The 17,005-nt window shown below is 64.9% G+C and carries 16 protein-coding genes and 1 pseudogene; 11 read left to right on the top strand and 6 right to left on the bottom strand.

Features of this window, described 5'->3' with window-relative positions:
- Window positions 1–60: 60 nt before the first annotated feature.
- From ACFTSA_RS07900 to ACFTSA_RS07880, 5 genes are read left to right on the top strand one after another with little or no spacing between them, the layout of a single operon-like run.
- Complete coding sequence (locus tag ACFTSA_RS07900) at window positions 61–1,380, top strand: hydantoinase/oxoprolinase N-terminal domain-containing protein (protein ID WP_377950728.1); 1,320 nt, start codon at window positions 61–63, stop codon at window positions 1,378–1,380.
- Window positions 1,377–2,459 (top strand): DUF917 domain-containing protein, encoded by a 1,083-nt coding sequence (locus tag ACFTSA_RS07895; RefSeq protein ID WP_377950727.1) that lies wholly within the window; start codon window positions 1,377–1,379, stop codon window positions 2,457–2,459. The genes ACFTSA_RS07900 and ACFTSA_RS07895 overlap by 4 nt, the downstream gene beginning before the upstream one ends.
- On the top strand, window positions 2,452–4,002 hold the full coding sequence (locus tag ACFTSA_RS07890; RefSeq protein WP_377950726.1) for a helix-turn-helix domain-containing protein: 1,551 nt from the start codon (window positions 2,452–2,454) through the stop codon (window positions 4,000–4,002). Before ACFTSA_RS07895 ends, ACFTSA_RS07890 begins: the two co-directional genes overlap by 8 nt.
- Window positions 3,986–4,441, top strand: coding sequence for a GAF domain-containing protein (locus tag ACFTSA_RS07885; RefSeq protein WP_377950725.1), 456 nt, complete (start codon window positions 3,986–3,988; stop codon window positions 4,439–4,441). Before ACFTSA_RS07890 ends, ACFTSA_RS07885 begins: the two co-directional genes overlap by 17 nt.
- A 33-nt stretch (window positions 4,442–4,474) precedes the next feature.
- Complete coding sequence (locus ACFTSA_RS07880; protein ID WP_377950724.1) at window positions 4,475–5,752, top strand: amidohydrolase family protein; 1,278 nt, start codon at window positions 4,475–4,477, stop codon at window positions 5,750–5,752.
- Window positions 5,753–6,188: 436 nt separating this feature from the next.
- Here the strand turns inward: ACFTSA_RS07880 and ACFTSA_RS07875 are convergent, their stop codons facing one another.
- The 5 genes from ACFTSA_RS07875 to ACFTSA_RS07855 all read right to left on the bottom strand — a co-directional run bounded on the left by ACFTSA_RS07875 (window position 6,189) and on the right by ACFTSA_RS07855 (window position 11,914).
- Window positions 6,189–6,398 (bottom strand): hypothetical protein, encoded by a 210-nt coding sequence (locus ACFTSA_RS07875; protein WP_377950723.1) that lies wholly within the window; start codon window positions 6,396–6,398, stop codon window positions 6,189–6,191.
- Window positions 6,399–6,520: 122 nt separating this feature from the next.
- The gene (locus tag ACFTSA_RS07870) at window positions 6,521–7,858 is read right to left on the bottom strand and encodes an MFS transporter (RefSeq protein WP_377950722.1); all 1,338 of its coding nucleotides are present in this window, start codon (window positions 7,856–7,858) and stop codon (window positions 6,521–6,523) included.
- A gap of 238 nt (window positions 7,859–8,096) precedes the next feature.
- Window positions 8,097–9,584, bottom strand: coding sequence for an aldehyde dehydrogenase family protein (locus tag ACFTSA_RS07865; RefSeq protein ID WP_377950721.1), 1,488 nt, complete (start codon window positions 9,582–9,584; stop codon window positions 8,097–8,099).
- Window positions 9,585–9,588: 4 nt separating this feature from the next.
- A complete protein-coding gene (gene dapA, locus ACFTSA_RS07860; RefSeq protein ID WP_377950720.1) occupies window positions 9,589–10,482 on the bottom strand; it encodes a 4-hydroxy-tetrahydrodipicolinate synthase in 894 nt (297 codons plus the stop codon).
- A gap of 46 nt (window positions 10,483–10,528) precedes the next feature.
- A complete protein-coding gene (locus tag ACFTSA_RS07855) occupies window positions 10,529–11,914 on the bottom strand; it encodes a protoporphyrinogen/coproporphyrinogen oxidase (protein WP_377950719.1) in 1,386 nt (461 codons plus the stop codon).
- Window positions 11,915–12,082: 168 nt separating this feature from the next.
- Between ACFTSA_RS07855 and ACFTSA_RS07850 the strand changes: the two genes are divergently transcribed.
- Window positions 12,083–12,763, top strand: coding sequence for a GntR family transcriptional regulator (locus tag ACFTSA_RS07850; protein ID WP_377950718.1), 681 nt, complete (start codon window positions 12,083–12,085; stop codon window positions 12,761–12,763).
- 82 nt (window positions 12,764–12,845) lie between these two features.
- Here ACFTSA_RS07850 and ACFTSA_RS07845 read toward each other — a convergent pair whose 3' ends face one another.
- On the bottom strand, window positions 12,846–13,082 hold the full coding sequence (locus ACFTSA_RS07845) for an SDR family oxidoreductase (protein ID WP_377950717.1): 237 nt from the start codon (window positions 13,080–13,082) through the stop codon (window positions 12,846–12,848).
- A gap of 280 nt (window positions 13,083–13,362) precedes the next feature.
- Here ACFTSA_RS07845 and ACFTSA_RS07840 point away from each other — a divergent pair, with 280 nt between their 5' ends.
- From ACFTSA_RS07840 to ACFTSA_RS07820, 5 genes and pseudogenes are all read left to right on the top strand, one after another.
- Window positions 13,363–14,154 carry an amino acid ABC transporter ATP-binding protein gene (locus ACFTSA_RS07840; protein ID WP_377950716.1) on the top strand — a complete coding sequence of 264 codons (792 nt, stop codon included), beginning with the start codon at window positions 13,363–13,365 and terminating at the stop codon, window positions 14,152–14,154.
- A 7-nt stretch (window positions 14,155–14,161) separates the two neighbouring features.
- Complete coding sequence (locus tag ACFTSA_RS07835) at window positions 14,162–14,809, top strand: amino acid ABC transporter permease (RefSeq protein ID WP_377950715.1); 648 nt, start codon at window positions 14,162–14,164, stop codon at window positions 14,807–14,809.
- On the top strand, window positions 14,809–15,471 hold the full coding sequence (locus tag ACFTSA_RS07830; RefSeq protein WP_377950714.1) for an amino acid ABC transporter permease: 663 nt from the start codon (window positions 14,809–14,811) through the stop codon (window positions 15,469–15,471). Before ACFTSA_RS07835 ends, ACFTSA_RS07830 begins: the two co-directional genes overlap by 1 nt.
- 57 nt (window positions 15,472–15,528) lie before the next feature.
- Window positions 15,529–16,395 (top strand): substrate-binding periplasmic protein, encoded by an 867-nt coding sequence (locus ACFTSA_RS07825; protein WP_377950713.1) that lies wholly within the window; start codon window positions 15,529–15,531, stop codon window positions 16,393–16,395.
- A gap of 123 nt (window positions 16,396–16,518) precedes the next feature.
- Window positions 16,519–16,943 (top strand): annotated as a pseudogene (locus ACFTSA_RS07820) (universal stress protein).
- Window positions 16,944–17,005 lie beyond the last annotated feature (62 nt).

The following is a 17,005-nucleotide window of genomic DNA, read 5'->3' as shown; positions in this document are numbered from 1 at the left end:
TATGACATGGATGCACCGCGGGGCAGGCGCCCGGCAGGAAGTTGAACAGGAGGCCGGGCAATGCGGATAGGGCTCACGTTAAAGGGCAGCAGCTGCCGGGCGCTCGTCCTGGAGGGATGCGCCGTCATCTCCGTGGCCGAAGAGATCCAGGCCAGCAGCCTGGCTGAAGCGCTGGACGCTGTGCTATCCGCATTACGCCTGCAGTTCGGAAACCGGATCACAGACGTAACGGCCGACGTCGGACCCGTGCTCGCCGCGGGGCAGCCCGGCGACGTCGTCGCTGTCCGCATCTCTCCCCGCCCACCGGCTGACGAGTTCCACAACACGAGGTTGCCGCCGCTCATTGAGCCCGCCGTCACCCGGACCGTGCATGTCCGCGGCGGCCACGACCTGCGGGGACGGCCGCTGGCGCCGCTGGACCTGCAAGCATTCCTGCTGGAATTGCCCTCCATCCTGGCTGGAGGCCTGCGGAACGTAGCCATCACCGCCGTCGGTTCCACCGCCTCCCCGGAACACGAAACCAGCATCGCGGATGCCATCCTGTCCAACAACAGCGACATGCGGATCAGCATCTCCAGTGATTTCTACTCAAGCGTGTTCCGCGACCGTGACTACACAGCCGTCCTTAATAGCGCCCTGATGGAATCGGGCGAAGAGCTGGCGGCAATGCTGGAAGACGCCGGGAGGCGCCACTTCCCCGCCGCCACGCTGTCCTATGCAAGGAACGACGGCGGACGCGCGCCCCTTGCGCGGCTGGCGGTAGCCCCCGTGCATGCGCTCCGCCCGGAACCTGCCATGGCAATCCTCGGTGCGGCAACGCTGGGCGGGCTGTGTGACGGCGAAGTGGTTGTCTGCCGCGATGAGGGTGTCAGTGTGGGCACCGTCCGCGGCGGTCTTCCTATTGCCCACAGCCTCATCCGGCAGGGGTATGAAGCGAGCCTCGCCACCAACGCCGCCATCGTGGAGCCATATACGGTCAACCATCCGGTGCGGCCCGACATCCCGTCAGTGGTAGCCGACCTCCGCACCAGCCAGGACACGCCACCTGATCACGGCCTGATCCCAACACTCCCGGGTGTCCGTGACCTGAGCCTCATAGGCTGTGCCGCGACACCGCTGACAGCGTGGATCGACAGGCTCGAAAAGGTCAGCGGGCAGGCCGAGCTGCAGCGGGTGCAGCACCGGGCCGAGGAGGAAGCCAGCGCGGCTGTGGTCCAGTTGGGCGCGAGCCCCACAGACACCCGCATCATCGAATCAAACGTCTTCGCCATGCCCTACGGGAACCCCGGAATCGTGCGTATCCGGGTCCGGGCTGCTGGCGGGACGTCCAGCTCTGAGGAAAAGACCGTGGCCGCCCAAGCGGTGGGGGCCACGGCATGAGCACCGTCCTTACGGCCGAAGACGTGGGGCACCTGCGGACCGGCGCCCATTTCCTGGCCTGCGCCATCGATCCCACTGCTATCCACGTCTACGCCGGCATGATCCAGGAGGCGATGGAGGACCGGTCCGTCGAGCTCATCACCGTGGATGAACTCGCCCCGGAGGACCTGGTGGTGGCGGTCGGCATGGTGACCCAAGGCCTGTTCATTGCTGACATGCCACCCGTGGGCGACGAATTCACAGGCTGTATCGATGCGATCGAAACCAGGCTCGGCCGCAAGGTGCGGGCCATCTATTCACTCGCCGCCGCCAACATCAACGGAATCATTCCGCTTATGGTGGGGCTGCAGTCCTCCCTACCTGTGATTGACTCCGATCCCATGGGACGCGTCTTTCCCCTCATCAGCCAGACCACTTTAAACATCGGTGGGGTGGCTATCGGCCCCATAGCGCTCATGGGAGTAACCGGCGAGCGCGCCGTGGTGGAGGCGGGTGATCCGCAGCGCGCCGAGACGCTGGTCCGCGCACTCGTCACTGAGCTCGGCGGGTGGGCCGCCACCGTGATGTATCCATGCCCTGCCAGGCAACTGGCAGAGCACGGCGTGCACGGCTCCATCAGCCGGATGATCCGCATAGGTCAGATCCTCGACGCCGAAACCTCGGCGGAGAGCAAATTCCTGTCACTTGCCGACTTCCTGGGCGTGACCCGGATTGCCCGGGCGCGGGTGAGCCACATTGAAGGCCTTTCCCGCCCTACCGACCTGGGGCTGCCGGCCCAGCCCTCCAGTGTGACCCTGGAGGACGAGACCACCGGGCAGATCATCCGGCTGGAGATCCAGAATGAGATTCTGCTGGTGCTCGTGGATGGTGCCGTAGCGGCAGCCGTGCCCGACATGGTGACGCTGCTCAACTCGGAGCACGGCTCTGTGGCCAGCCTGGACGATCTCAGAGTAGGCAACGCGGTGGATGTGCTCAAACTCAACGCCGCGCCGCAGTGGTATTCGGAGGCGGGACTGGACCTGGCCGAACCGGCCGCGTTCGGCATTCCGCTCCAGCATCCGAGGCGGCGCCGTGGGTAGGTCGATGAAGGACACCCGGCTCGATGTAGCAGGGCTGCTGGCACACGGGTCACTGCGCGGCACCATCCCGCTGTACCTCACCCCCGCCAGCGCACTGATTGAGAGCGTTGTTCTGGTCTCCCAGCTTGAGGCGATCCAGAGCGTGCGGCCGAACACCGTTGTAGTCCTCTCGGCAGAAATGGGCTCGGGCGGGTGGCTGGTCTCCGCCGCACTGAGGCATGCCTGGGAACGGCGGGCCAGCGCCGTGGTCGTGGCCGGAGGCACCTATTCCAGCGCCGTGATCGGCCTGGCCGAACGGCTGGGCATCACCCTTCTGGCCTCGGAAGGAAACCCCGCCGGAGTCGCGTTGTCTTTGGCAGCCGAGATCGGCGCCGCCCTGTCCGTGGTGGATGCCGAGCTCGCCCGGTTCGCCCGTGCCGTGGCCAAGGACAGTACGCTCACTGACGTCCTCAAGACCATCTCCGGGGAACTGGACGGTGTGGGCGTCTCGCTGGAATACGACGGCGTCGTCCTCGCCACAGCCGGCACGGCCCCGCGCGATCCGGCAGAGGTCATCACGGTTGACGTAGGCGCTGCCAACGCTGACGTCCCTTCCGCCCTTACCGCGCGCGTGCCCGCCTCCCGTGTCCTCAACCTGCGCCTGGTTCGTTCGATCCTGGAAGTGGCTGCCCCTTCCGTGAAGGCAGCCTGGTTGATGGGCAACGCCCGGGACACGGCCCGCGCCGTTCCCACTGCGGCACTGGCCGGACTGAACCCAGGCCCCGGTTCTTCAGTTGGTGCCTTCGAGGAAGACCACCGGCATCTCCTCTCACAGCTTGGGTGGCGCCAGCACGAACGCTACGCGGCGGTCTGGCTCTGCCACAGCGGCCGCATTCACGCGCCAGGAAACGACTTGACCGCTGTGCTGAGGCTGCTCTGGCGGAAGGTCGCTGCACGCAGTCCCCTGGCGGAAGTAGATGGCGGCTGGCTGGCACTTGTTCCGGCCGCACACGAGGCAGTTGTTGCACAGCTTGAACTCCGGCTCAAGGCGCGGCTCCAGCCTGCCCTGGCCGAGCTGGGCCTCGTCGCCGGCGTGTCCCGCTGGGCGGAGGAGGAGCCACCGCTTCCCTCCATCATTCAGGAGGCGCGGCTGGCTGCTGTCTCCGCCCAGCCAGCGGGACAAGGCACGGTCCTGGGCTTCGCCGACCTGGGCGTCACCGCCGCCACCACATTCGTCGACAAGGCCGCCGTGGCACTGGTGGCTGAGCTGACCCTGCCGCGGCTGATGGCTTCTCCTGACAGGGACGCAATCGTGGCGGCGGTAGCTACCTTCCTTGACCACCGCGGCTCGGTCAGCCTCGCTGCGGCGGCGCTCGATGTGCACCGCAACACCCTCCAGGCCAGGCTGGGCCGCGCCCGGGAACTGGGCGTCCCGCTGGACAGTCCGTCCGAGTTGCTGTCCGTCCACCTGGTCCTCGACGTGCTACGGGCGGCAGCACATGAGAAACCAACTTCCAAAGATCCGCACGAAACCAGAAAGGACTCCCATGAGTTCCCAGTTTGAATCCTTCGATGACGTCTACGCTTCCGCCCGGGACACTGTAGGCGTCCGTCTTTTCACCGCCTCCGTCATCGCCGACGAAGGCACCAGCATGGCGCGCATCTACACCACCCACCCGGAGGTCTACCCGGTTGGGGGAAAGAAGACCCTCGCAGGAGACACCAATCCGCTCTGGCTGGAGCAGGTCCTGATCGGCCAGCAGCCGTTCCTAGGCGCCGACAGGGAAGCGGTCAGGGCGTTCTTCTTCGACTCCGGAACCATCGAATCGCTGGGGTGCGGCGCAATAGTCAATGTTCCGGTGGTGAGCGGCGGCCGCACTATCGGTTCCATGAACTTCCTGGCGCCCGAAGGCAGCTTTGACCAGTCCTCGGTGGATGCCGCCATAGAGGTTGCGAGGCGCTCTGTCCGGCTCCTCGAAATCGCTTTGGCAGCCACCAGCTAGCGTGCGCCCTGCACCAGGAAGGAAACACTGCACATGATCCCTAACTCTCAGGGAAGCCTGACCATCCGGAACGCCAGAATCTTCGACGGCGAATCACCCGCACTCGTTGAAGGCTCCATCACTGTCCGCGACGGCAGGATAACTGCCGTAGGCAGCACAGAAGAAGGCAGTGGCGGCAGGCCCGGCGTCGGTACCGTACTCGACGCGGGCGGCCGGGTGGTGATTCCCGGCCTCATCGATGCCCACTTTCATGCCTACGCGCTGAGCCTGACCTCGGCCATCAACGAAACCGGGCCACTGAGCTATTCCGCACTGGCCGGTGCCCGCAGACTTGAGGCCGCGCTCGTCCGCGGCTTCACGTCAGTCCGGGACGTGGCCGGAGGTGATGTAGGCCTTGCAACCGCCATCGAGGAAGGATTGTGCCCCGGTCCGCGCTACTTCTTTACCGGTCCCGCGTTGAGCCAGACCGGCGGTCACGGCGACATCCGCGCTGCGAACGATGGAAGCTGCTTCCATGGCGGCCACATGTGCGAGGTAGTGGACGGCGTTGAGGACCTGCTGCTGGCGGTGCGCCACCGCTTCCGGACCGGGGCCACGGCCATCAAGCTCATGACCTCGGGAGGAGTGATCTCCCCCGTGGATCCCATCCGTGTGCCCCAGTACAGCGCGGCGGAAATCCGCGTGGTCACAGAAGAGGCATCGCGGCGTGGCAGCTACGCCACCGCGCACGCCTACTCGCCGGAAGCCATTAGGCACTCAGTCCTCAATGGAGTCCGCTGCATCGAACACGGTAACCTGCTGGATGCTGAAACGGCCCGCCTCATGGCCGAGCACGACGTCTACTTGGTGCCCACATTGGTAACCTACGACGCCATGGGCCGCCGCGGAGCGGAAATCGGACTTACCGAGGTGGGCGCCGCTAAGAACCAGGATGTCCTGGCAGCCGGCAAGAACGCCGTCACACTGGCGCGCGACGCCGGAGTCCGGATTGGCTTCGGCACCGACCTCATGGGTGAGCTCGAGGATGAACAGCTTGCCGGGCTTCGGCTGCAGTGCGAAGTGCTGGGCGTCTACGAGGCACTCCGCTCTGCGACCTCAACAAACGCGGCACTGCTCCGGCGCGAAGACCTCGGCCGCATCGCGGAAGGGGCCTGCGCGGACTTGGTGATACTGGACGGTGATCCCTTCGAGGAGCCCTCAGTGCTCTGGGACGGGAGCCGGAACCGCACCGTCATCAAGGCCGGGCGCATTGCCTCCTCATCAAGCCTTCCGGCCATCCCAAACGTGCCGTTGGAGATCCCCGTCCTTTAACACACCGGTCTCAATTAACGGCTGATCAGCCTGTGCAAGCTAGGTAGAGCGGAACGCCCGGGCGGTCTCCATGGGCGCTGCTGCCCCGCCATAGAATTCTGCCTAGCGCTGCTCGGCGCCGGTATGGTGCTGCGAGTTGCGCGTTGCGTTCAACCTTGGAGAAGGAGTCTTTTCCATCCTTTGGACTGGGTGCGGGTGATGTCGTACATCACGAGTGTGGTTACGGCCTTCATGCGCCGGTCTCCTGCTGCCGGTTGTAGGTGATGGGACCCCTGCTGCCACTGGGAGGATGCTCAGAAGCTAGCAGCAAGCCGGCGAAGCGCGTATCGGCGATTAACTGGGACGATGGGGGCCCGGCACGTCGCTGCTTGGCTAATCAGCCCCCGTAATTTCTGGATAGAGCATGCCCGCTGTCATACGGTAGGTGCTGGTGTCGCTAAACTCCTGGGGGTTCGACCCAGGCTTCGTAGCGCAGCGCTGCTTCGTACAGTGTCCGGGCGTGTGCGCCGCCAGCTGCCAGCCATAGGGCCGAAGAGTCGGGCATGGCATCGTCAACCGTTTCGATTCTGATCATGTGGCCGTTCAGGCGGATCTCAACGGTTGCCCCGATGAGGCGGTTCCAATCGGGGTAGTTGCTGAGCGCCATGCTGTCTCCTTCGAGTTGCGCCTGCAGTGCGGAAATGGTGCCGGACTGAAGCGTCCGGCACCATTTTTCTGATTGTGGTGGATTGCAGGTTGAGGGCCTTCACCGATGGCAAGGCGGCGTTGTCAGTGTGAGTATCCGGCGGCCGCTTCGGTGAGGGTCTTGCCCTTGGTCTCGGGGGCGAGCCATTGGGACAGCGCGGCACCGGCGAGAGCGACGAAGGCGGCGATCAGCATGGTGGGGCCGGGGCCGAGGTTCTCCATCGACAGTGGCATCAGGAATGTTCCGATACCAGCCCCGATCCGGCTGACGGCGGCCGCGAAACCCGTTCCGATCCCCCGGATCTCGGTGGGGAGGACCTCTCCCGGGTAGACGTTTGTCAGGGTGTTGTAGCCGGCGTTGAAGAACGAGAAGACCAGGAAGAGGATGAGCACGACGGGTGCCGGGGCTCCGGCCCACAGGCCGATGACGGCGAGGACGACGGCGCACAGCCACTGGGTTGGTACGGTCAGGACCCGGCGCCCGACCTTATCGATCAGCAGGAATGTGATGACGACGCCGGCCAGGGCGATGGCGGAGAGCCCGACGCCGCCGGCCAGGCCCCCGGCGAGACCGTACTGGTCCAGGACGCTGTCAGCGAAGGTGGCGATCGCAAAGTACGGGGTCACGGCGCAGAACCAGAACCCGGAGATGAAGAGGGTGGAACGCCAGTACTGCTTGGAGAAGAGCATGCCGAAGCTCCCCTTGCGGACGTCTTCGTGCTGGACGTCATCCAGCGCATCGTCCGGCATGTACTTGTAGGCGAGGGCGCGGGCTTCGTCCTTGCGGCCCACGCTCCAGAGCCAGCGCGGTGACTCAGGCATGCCCAGCCGGGCCAGGAACAGGGCCACGGCGATGAAGGTGCTCGTTCCCAGGATGAAGTGCCAGCTGAGGTCGGTGAATTCAGTGAGCAGATGGCCGATCAGGAATGCGATCATGAACCCGGCGTACCAGGCGATGCCCATGGCACCCATCAGCCGGCCCCGCAGGTGCGCGGGTGAGAACTCAGCCATCAGGGGCCAGCCGACCGCGTATTCGGTGCCGATGGCGATGCCCATCAGCAGCCGGACCACGAGCAGCCAAACGGGTGAGTCGATGAAGAACTGCATGCCTGACGCCACCGCGAACAGCGCGATGTCGAACATGAAGATCGGCTTACGGCCGCATTTATCGGAGATCCAGCCGCCCACGGGTGAACCGATCAGGATGCCGATGAGAGCTGCTGCGGCGATGAGGCCCTGCCAGACCACAGTGAGCTGCAGGTCTTTGGCCATCGTCCCCGAGACCGGCCCGATGATGCCCAGGACGTAGCCGTCGAGGAACATGCCGCCGATCAGGACTGTGACCATTCTGATCAGGAAGCGCCGTTTGCTCGGCGTTGAGGCCAGGCTCCGGCGGAAGGTTGTGTTTTTCATGGATGACATGGCGTCACTCCTGGCGGGCTGGGATGGACGGGGGCAGTTTTCGCCTTGTTCGCGACATTGAGAAGCTGGCCTGCGGGCATTTTTGACCTCCCGGTCGACGGGGAAATTGAGGGGTGTGATGGGCGGGACTGGGAAGAAGCTCTGGGGTCCCGGTGAGTGTGAGGGTGGGACCATGGCACCGGCCCTGCCTTTGGGACAGAACCGGTGCCGGTGTCCTCACGGATGGCCGGGGCTGGCCTCAGCCGCGGTTGTACATGACGTGCTTCGTGCGGGAGAAGTCGTCCAGGGCGTAGCTGGAGAGGTCGCGGCCGTAGCCGGAACCCTTGAAACCGCCCCAGGGCATTTCGGTGGCGATGACCAGGTGCGAGTTGACCCAGACCGTGCCGAAGTCCAGCTTCCGCGGAACAGTCAGCGACCGGGCGGAATCCCTGGTCCACACGGACGCAGCCAGGCCGTAGATCGTCTCGTTGGCGCGGGTGACGGCTTCCTCGTCGGTGCTGAACGTTTCCACCGACACCACGGGCCCGAAGATCTCGTTGCTGGTGATCGCGGCCCCGGCCGGGACGTTAATGACGACGGTGGGCTCGATGAAGTAACCCGGCCCTTCGATGGCGTGGCCGCCGACCGCGATGGTCAGCCCGTCCTTCCGGACGTCATCGAGTGCTGCGAGGACCCGCTCGTAGTGGGCTTTGGAAATCATAGAGCCGATTTCGGCGTCGCCGGCGCCGGGGGTGCCGACGGTGATCTCGCTGATCTCCCGGACCAGCAGTTCGGTGAACTTGTCTGCCACCGATTCATGGACCAGGACGCGGCACGCCGCACCGCACTCCTGCCCGCCGTTCCAGAACCCGGCGCTGCGGGTGCCCTTCGCGGCGGCCTCAAGGTCGGCGTCGGCAAAGACGACCACGGGTGCCTTGCCGCCCAGTTCAAGGTGCACGCGTTTGACGGATCCGGCGGCTGCGGCGGCGACCTTCTGGCCGCTGCCCACGCTGCCCGTGATGGCCACGAGGTCCACATCGGGGTGCTCGGAGAGTCGGTTGCCCACCACCCGGCCGGGACCGGTCACAATGTTGACCACCCCGGCGGGGACCTCGCCGGTGATGAGTTCGGCCAGCTTCAGGGTGGTCAGCGGTGTCTGCTCGGAGGGTTTGAGCACCAGGGTGTTGCCCGCGCCCAGGACCGGTGCGATCTTCCACGCGGCCATCAGCAGCGGGTAATTCCATGGCGTGATGACGCCGACGACGCCGACCGGCTCCCGGTGGATTACCGAGGTGTGGTTCTCGGCGTAGTCGTCGGCGCCGAGCGTGCTGTAGGCGCGGGCTGCGCCGGCGGAGAACCGGAAGGTGTCGATGGCGCTGGAGATGTCGTCCTCGGCGACCGCCGCGGGTTTGCCGGTGTTGGCGGCTTCCAGGGTTTCGAACAGTTCCCGGTTGGCCTCGATGATGTCCGCGATCTTCAGCAGGACAGCGGCGCGGTCCCGCGGGGTCGTTGCCGCCCAGGCGTCCTTCGCCGCAACGGCGGCTGCGACGGCAGCATCCACATCCTCGGCGGTGCCGGCGGGCACCTGGGTGAGGACTTCCTCCGTGGCCGGGTTGACGATATCCACCGTCGAGGTTGACGTCGAGGGAACAAACTTCCCGCCGATGAACTGGCCGAAGGCAGGCAGGGAAGGCGCCGGCGTCGTGTCCGCCCGCCGGACGGTGAACAGTGCAGTTTCTGTCGTCATGGTCTTATCCCACGTTCTGGTAGAGGGCGGATACGGCCTGCCGGACGCGGGCCAGGTCGTCAGCGTTGAGGTCGGCGGTGGGGCGGCGCGGGGAGCCGGCCGGAAGTCCCTGCTGGGTCAGGCCCGCTTTGACGGCCGGGATGAATGGCACGGAGAGGAGGGCGTCGATGACCGGGTACACCTTCTTCCACAGCTCCAGCGCGCCGGCGAGGTCGCCTTCGGCGATTTTCCGGCTGACGGCGACGATTTCGTCGGGGACAACGTTGGCGGTGCCTGCCATGACACCGGCTGCGCCTTCGACCAGGGCGCTGTAGAGGTAGACGTCCCAGCCGATGAAGGTACCGACGACGTCGCTGTGGTGGTGGATCAGCTGCAGCGCCTGTTCCCAGTTGGCGCTGGAGTCCTTGATATAGCGGATGTTCTCCACTTCCTCGGCCAGTGCCCGGACGGTGGCCGGGTCCAGGTTGACGCCGGTGACCGCAGGGATGTTGTAGAGCATGACCGGGATCTGGACGGAGGCGGCGACGTCCTTGATGTAAGTGACCGTCTCTTCCAGCGAGAGCGGTTCGTAGTAGGGCGTGATGAGCATCAGCACGTCGGCGCCGAGCTTCTCGGCGGCCTGGGACAGCCGGATGGCCTCTGCAGTGGTGGTGGCGCCGGTGTTGGCGATGACGGGCACGCGTCCGTTGGCTTGTTTGATGACGGTTTCGATGAGGAGCAGCCGTTCCTCGGAGGACAGTGCGCCCACCTCACCGGTTGAGCCGGCGGCGACAACGCCGTCAACGCCGGCTTCGATGGAGCGGTCAACGATCTTTCGCAGGGTTTCGACGTCGATGGTTTCGTCCTGGTTGAAGGGCGTGGACAGGGCGGTGAGGACGCCGCGGAGGTTGTTGGTCATGATGGTTCCTTACTTAAGTTCCTGGGATGTGATCAGGGATGGATGGTTAGGCGACGACGGACAGGCCGGTATGCGGCCGGGCCTGGCGGTGGGTGGCGAGTACGCTGGCTGCTTCCTGGGCTGCGGAGAACCCGGTGGTAATGGAGCTTTCGGTGTACAGGGTTCCCAGGTAGTCGCCGGCCAGGAAGACGCGGTCCGCTCCCCTCATCAGGGTGGACTGGATCTTGGCCCGGCCCGGGAAGCAGTAGGGGGAAGCGTTCTTCCACCGGTCCACCTTGGCTTCCACCACGCTGTCGGCGAAGCCGTGGCCAAGGACCTGGTCGAGGTCCGTGAGGTGGGTCTTGATGACTTCCTCCTCGCTCGTCTCCAGCAGGGCCTTCCCGAGGCGGGCCGGCGAGAACGTCATGAAGCTGCCGCCGGGCTTGCGGACGGACTCGGTGCCGCGGACGATGCTCGCCTGGTTCAGGGCGATCGCGAAGGAGCGCTTCGGTGCTGCGATGGCGTAGATGTCGTCCCACGGGCGGGCGGTGGTCTCGTTGGTCAGGAACGCGGTGCTGACGTGGGGGCCGTACTTGATCTGGCCGAGTGCCCCGCGCAGGTCCTCGGGAAGGTCCACGCCGATCTTGTGCGACACGTCGGCGGTGGTGGCGAGAACCACCGTGCGGGCCTCAACCTCACGGTCGGTGCCGTCCTGGCGGTACCGGACCACGACGGAATCCTGCTTGTGGACTACTTCGTGGACGACTGCGCCGAGCTGGATGCGGTCCCCCATGGCAGCCGCGATCGACTCGGTCAGCGTGGACGGGCCGCCCACGATGCCCTGGCTGAGGCCCTGGCCGAACCCGAGGACCAGGCTGAAGTAGCCGATGCCGGCGCCGGCTGAGATCTCGTCCATGTCGCCGGCAGAGCGGGTGACGGTGGTCTTGAACAGGGCGGCGGCGTCCTCGGACAGGTTGCCGATGAAGTCCTGGAAAGAGGTGCTGTTCTCAAAGTCGTAAATGCGCTGCTGCCGCATGGCACCGGATTCGCCCGCACGCTTCCGCACCACGCCGGTGTACTTCACCACGCCACTGACCACCTTCAGGCCGGCACGCACGGTGTCCACCCGGGAGGAAAGGGACATCGGGATGCGGAACGGGTAGGTGGCGATGTGCCCCTTCTTGATGAACTTCCCGTTCATCCACAGGCCCTGCAGTGACCCGGGGATCTGGACCGCCATCACGCCGACCTCATTGAGCAGCGCGTCGGTGGAGGATCCCGCGCCGGCGAAGACGTGCCCGCCCCAGTTCAGCCAGTAGTCACCCCGGCGTTCGGAGCGGATTCGTCCGCCCACGCGGTCTCCGGACTCCAGGACAACCGTGTCCCAGTGCCGGAGCCGCCACGCTGCAGAGAGTCCGGCGAGTCCGCCTCCGACGATGACTGCGTCTTTCATGATTCCCATTCCTTGCTGTTGGTTCGGTGCGTTCCGTCGTGTGACTCAAACCACTATAAAATGTGATCACAGATCACACAACCCCATGGACGAAGATCTCCTGGACAGGACTGCGCCGCTGATGAGTCGCCGCGGGGCGGACTCCCGGCAGGGCCGTATATTGGATCTGTGGTCATATCCCAGCGCGCCGAGCCCACCCTTCTGACCGACCAGGTCTACGCGATGATTCATGCGGCGATCCTGAGTGGGGACCTGCCGGCCGGGTCGCGGCTAAAGGTGCGTGACCTCGCGGAGCAGGTGGGAACCAGCGTGATGCCCGTCCGCGAGGCCATCCGGCGTCTGGAGGAGACCGGGCTGGCCGAACGCCAGCCGCACAAGGGGGCAGTGGTCAAGAGCCTGACCTTCGAAGAACTCATCCATGTCTACGACGTCCGACGGCTCCTGGAAACTGAGGCCGCACGCCTGGGCACTGAGAAGGTCACCGCCGAAGACTGCGACAGGATGCAGTCCGAATACGACTTGATGCGGAAGGCGATTGACGAACGCCGGGTGATTGACCTGCTTGATCATGACGAGGCCATGCTTGCGATCCTCTATGAAGCCGCGGGAAACCCGGTGCTGCTCCAGATGATTCGGGCTCTGTGGCAGCAATGCCGGGCGTACAAGATCGTTGGCGCCCAAGGTTCCCTGGACACCGGAAAGGACGACTCCCTGTGGCGCCACCAGCAGGACTTGGTGGCCGCCGCCCGGAACGGGGACCCGGCAGCCGCCGCAGCGGTCAACGAGGCCTCCCTCCTGGACGCCAGCGAGAGGATCAAGGCGCGGCTGGCAGAACAAGGCGCACCATAGCTCGGCATGTAGTTCCACTGGAGGAGCAGCGTGACGCATAACTCGTCTGCCCCAAATGCACCAGGAAGATGAATCCCGTCACTTACATTGACGTTAGTCCGCCGTCGATTGGAAGGAGCTGCCCGGTGATGTACCGGGCCCGGTCCGAGGCGACGAACACACGGGCCGGGGCGATGTCCTCCGGTTCCCCCTGGCGCCCCGGGGGACCTGCCTTCCGACGAGCTGGTCGAGTTGTGCGGTGTTCAGATGGCCGGGCGCGGGGTCGTTGAAGCCCCGCTTCAATCCACCCGGGGGCACACGCCGTTGACCCGGATTCCATCCTTGGCGCGTACTCGGCTCGCGAACGGGCGGGTGAGCTTCACGAGCGCGCCCGCGTGAAATAAACCCCGGCATCCTGAGACACCGACCGGTCCTTTGACTCGTGATTTGTGATCACAGATCTAGACAGGCACGTAACCAGTCGCTAGAGTGACGTAAAGCACACAGCGTGGAGCAAGCCACAGCGTGTGCCTCACTGAGCGCGGCGCGGCACCTGCAAACACTGCACCGTCGACGAACCCACTCATGGTTAATGCGCCCACTACCCAAAGGAACTGAAAATGGGCTTAAGCTTTGGCACCAAAGCTCCCCGTACCACACACTCCGGTGAAGTTGCGGTTTCCGGACTCGGCAAGAGTTATGGAGCGAGCCGTGTGTTATCAGATGTGAATCTGGTGATGAACGAGGGGGAAGTAGTCTCGATCATCGGCCCGTCCGGGGCAGGCAAGAGCACCTTCCTGCGCTGCCTGAACTATCTGGAAACCCCAACTGAAGGCACTATCGAAATCGGCGGAGCCCGGGTTGTTGCCGGCGGGAAACTGCCGGACAAAGCGAGCCTGGACCACCTCCGGCGCGTCACCGGAATGGTCTTCCAAAGCTTTAACCTGTTTCCGCACCTGACCGTGATGGAGAACATCACCCTGCCCCAGCGCAAGGTTTTGGGCGCCAGCAAGGAGCAGGCGCAGGAAACCGCGGAGAAGCTGCTCAAGCGCGTTGGCCTTCCGGACAAGGCTAAAGCGTACCCCGCCCGCCTCTCGGGAGGGCAGCAGCAGCGCATCGCCATCGCCCGGGCCCTCGCGCTGTCACCGAAGGTCATGCTCTTCGACGAGCCCACCTCCGCCCTCGATCCCGAGATCGGCCTGGAGGTGCTCGCGGTCATGCGCGACCTCGCGGACGAGGGCATGACCATGCTCGTGGTCACCCACGAAATGCACTTCGCCCGTGACGTCTCGGACCGCATCATGGTGATGGGCAATGGCGGGGTGCTGGAGATCGGCCCGAGTGAACAGGTGATGTCGGAGCCGCAGAACGACCGCACCCGGCAGTTCCTCAAAGCCGTGCTGGACAGGTGAGCCCTCGATGATCATGGAACTCCTGTCCGCGATCGCCCGGGGCGTCGGACTTACGCTGTACGTCACGGGCGCCTCACTCCTGTTCGGCGGCATCATCGGCCTGGTGCTTGTCGGGGCCGCCCGCTCCCCCATCGCCGTCGTCCGGGCCATCGCGACCCTTTACATCAACATCGTCCGGGTCATACCGCCCATTACCTGGCTGTTCCTGATTTACTTCGGCCTGCCCCAGTACGCGCTGCGGCTCTCCACCATCCAGGCCGCGATCATTGGCTTCTCCATCATCGCCTCCGCCTTCATGGCTGAGATCTACCGCTCCGGCCTACTGAGCATCCCCGGCGGCCAACGCGAAGCCGCCCACGCGCTCGGCTTGAGTGCTGTCACCACGGTGGGACATATCATCACCCCGCAGGCGTTCCGGGTGGCGCTGCCGGCGATCGCCACCTACGGCATCGGACTCCTCAAGGACTCTGCCCTGGCCTCCACCATCGGCGTCCGTGAGATCACCTACTACGCCCAGCAAAGCGCGAAGCAAACGCACGAGGGTCTTCTTTCGTTCATCGTTGCCGGCGCGCTCTATATCGTGATCAGCCTCGTGGTGGCCCTCGTCTCACGGCAGGTCGACCTCAGGCTCCGCAGGAAGATCGGAGTGGCGTGATGGACATGCTCACCCAGTGGATCGGATGGTTGCCCAACCTCGCTCCAGGACTCCTTGTCAGCCTCCAACTGACCGGACTCTCCCTGCTCTTCGGTTTCCCGCTCGGCTTGCTATTCGCCGTGATGGCCGCGGCAAAACTCCCGCCCCTGCAGTGGATCTCGTTCTTCTTCGTGGAGATCGGGCGGGGACTGCCGGCCCTGGTGCTGCTGTACCTGATGTACTTCAGCCTCCCTGATGCCGGCATCACCCTGACGTCGCTGACCACCGCCATCATCGCGTTGACGTGGAACACCGGCGCCTACGCCTCCGAATACTTCCGGGCCGGGATCGCCTCCGTACCACTGGGCCAGAAGGAAGCCGCCCTCACCTCCGGGCTCCGCGGCTGGACAGGGTTCCGCCTCATCATCCTGCCCCAGGCACTGCGGATCTCCACCCCGCCCCTGGCCGGACTCGCCGTCCTCGTCTTCCAAGGCAGCGCCCTCGCCTTCGTGATCGCCGTCCCTGAACTGATGTCCAAGGGCTTCGAGATCGCCTCCATCACCTTCGAATACCTCAGCGTCTACCTGCTTACTGCAGTCATCTACGGATCGCTCACCCTCGTCTTCCTCGGCCTCGTCCGAGTGCTGGAACTGCGCCTCGGCCGGCACCTGCAACGCAACTGACCTCTACCCACTTATCCCGGGCAATCCGCCCACAACCTCAGCAAAGAGAGAAAAACCATGTCACCAGCTCCCCGTACACTCGTGCGCACGCTTTCCGCCGGCACCGCCGCCGGCCTGCTTGCCATCTCCCTGGCTGCCTGCGGCGGCAGTGGGAACGCCGGCAGCGCCTCGGACTGCAAGCCCGCCCATGAGGGCATCAAAACCGTCACCGAAGGCGAACTCACTGTCGCCAGCTACGACTACGCACCCGCCACCATCCTGGACGGCGATAACGTCACCGGCATGGAAGGCGACCTGATCAACGAGATCGCCAAACTCGAATGCCTCAAGGTCACGGTGAGCACCTCGGGCGGAGCGGGAGCGGTCATCCCGTCCGTGCAGTCAAAGCGCGTTGACATCGGCTCGGGAAACTGGCTCCGCACCAAGGAACGGACCAAGATCGTCCACCTGAGCACCCCGCTCTGGAGCGATCCCCAGGCCATCGTCTCCACCAAGGGCCTGACCAGCAACGACCTCGAGGGTAAGAAGGTTGGCTCAGTCGCCGGCAACCTCTGGAACGACAGCATGCAGAAGTGGCTCGGAGACAACTTCAAGATCTACCAGGACGACGAATCCATCTACGCAGACCTCAAAGCCGGCCGCATCGACGCCCTCGTGGCCTCCGCGGCATCCGCCAACTACCGGTTCAAAACCGCCCCCATCGAGGGCGTCAAGGTGATCGCCGTCAAGCCGAACCCCCACGTCCCCCAGTTCGCCGCAGTTGGCCAGGTCATGCTGCCCTCCAACCTCGAGAACGACACCCTCGGCAAGGCCCTGGACGAGGACATCCAGAAGCTCCGCGAAAAAGGCACCATCAAGAAGATCCTGGAGAAGTACGGGATCGACCCCAAGGTTGGCGAGCCCGGCGCACCCACCGAACTCTAACGACGTCGCACTTTCCTCAGGGCGGTGCCGGATGTCCTGTCCGGCGCCGCCCTGACGGTACTTGATCGCGCCGAACGGCGCCCTGATTTTCTAGGTTTTTCAAGCAAGCAAGGGAGCATGCACATGAGCGGAATCATTGTTGTAGGGTCGATGGCAGTGACACGGCGAGAAAGGCTGCGGAGGCCGCAAGAGACCTCGCCGCAGCACTGTGCGCGACCCTGCATGTGGTCTCAGCCTTTGACACTGACCGCTCTGACGTCTTCGGCACCGGCAGCAGCAAATGGCTTGTCTCGGACGCCGATAAGGCCGAACAGGTCGCCAGAACCGTGGCCGACACTCTGGGCGGGGACATCAAGATCACCCATGCTGCAGCCTCCGGAAGGCCAGCGGATGCCCTTATCAGGGAAGCGCTGAGCAAAGAGGCCCGCCTCATGGTGGTCGGCAACCGCAGGATGCGAGGTATTGGCCGCGTCCTGGGCAGTGTCGCCAACAGTGTGGCGCACAGCGCGCCCTGCGACGTCTACATCGCCAACACGTACGAAGACTGAACAACTACCCGACGCTGAAGCCTGGGCTAGGCAGCATCTGGGACTTGCACCCTAAAGAGACC

The sequence above is a fragment of the Arthrobacter sp. NPDC057013 genome, assembly GCF_042674585.1.
GTDB lineage: Bacteria > Actinomycetota > Actinomycetes > Actinomycetales > Micrococcaceae > Arthrobacter.
Note: the sequence above shows the minus strand (reverse complement) of the source record. Positions and strands in the feature narration are given on the sequence as shown.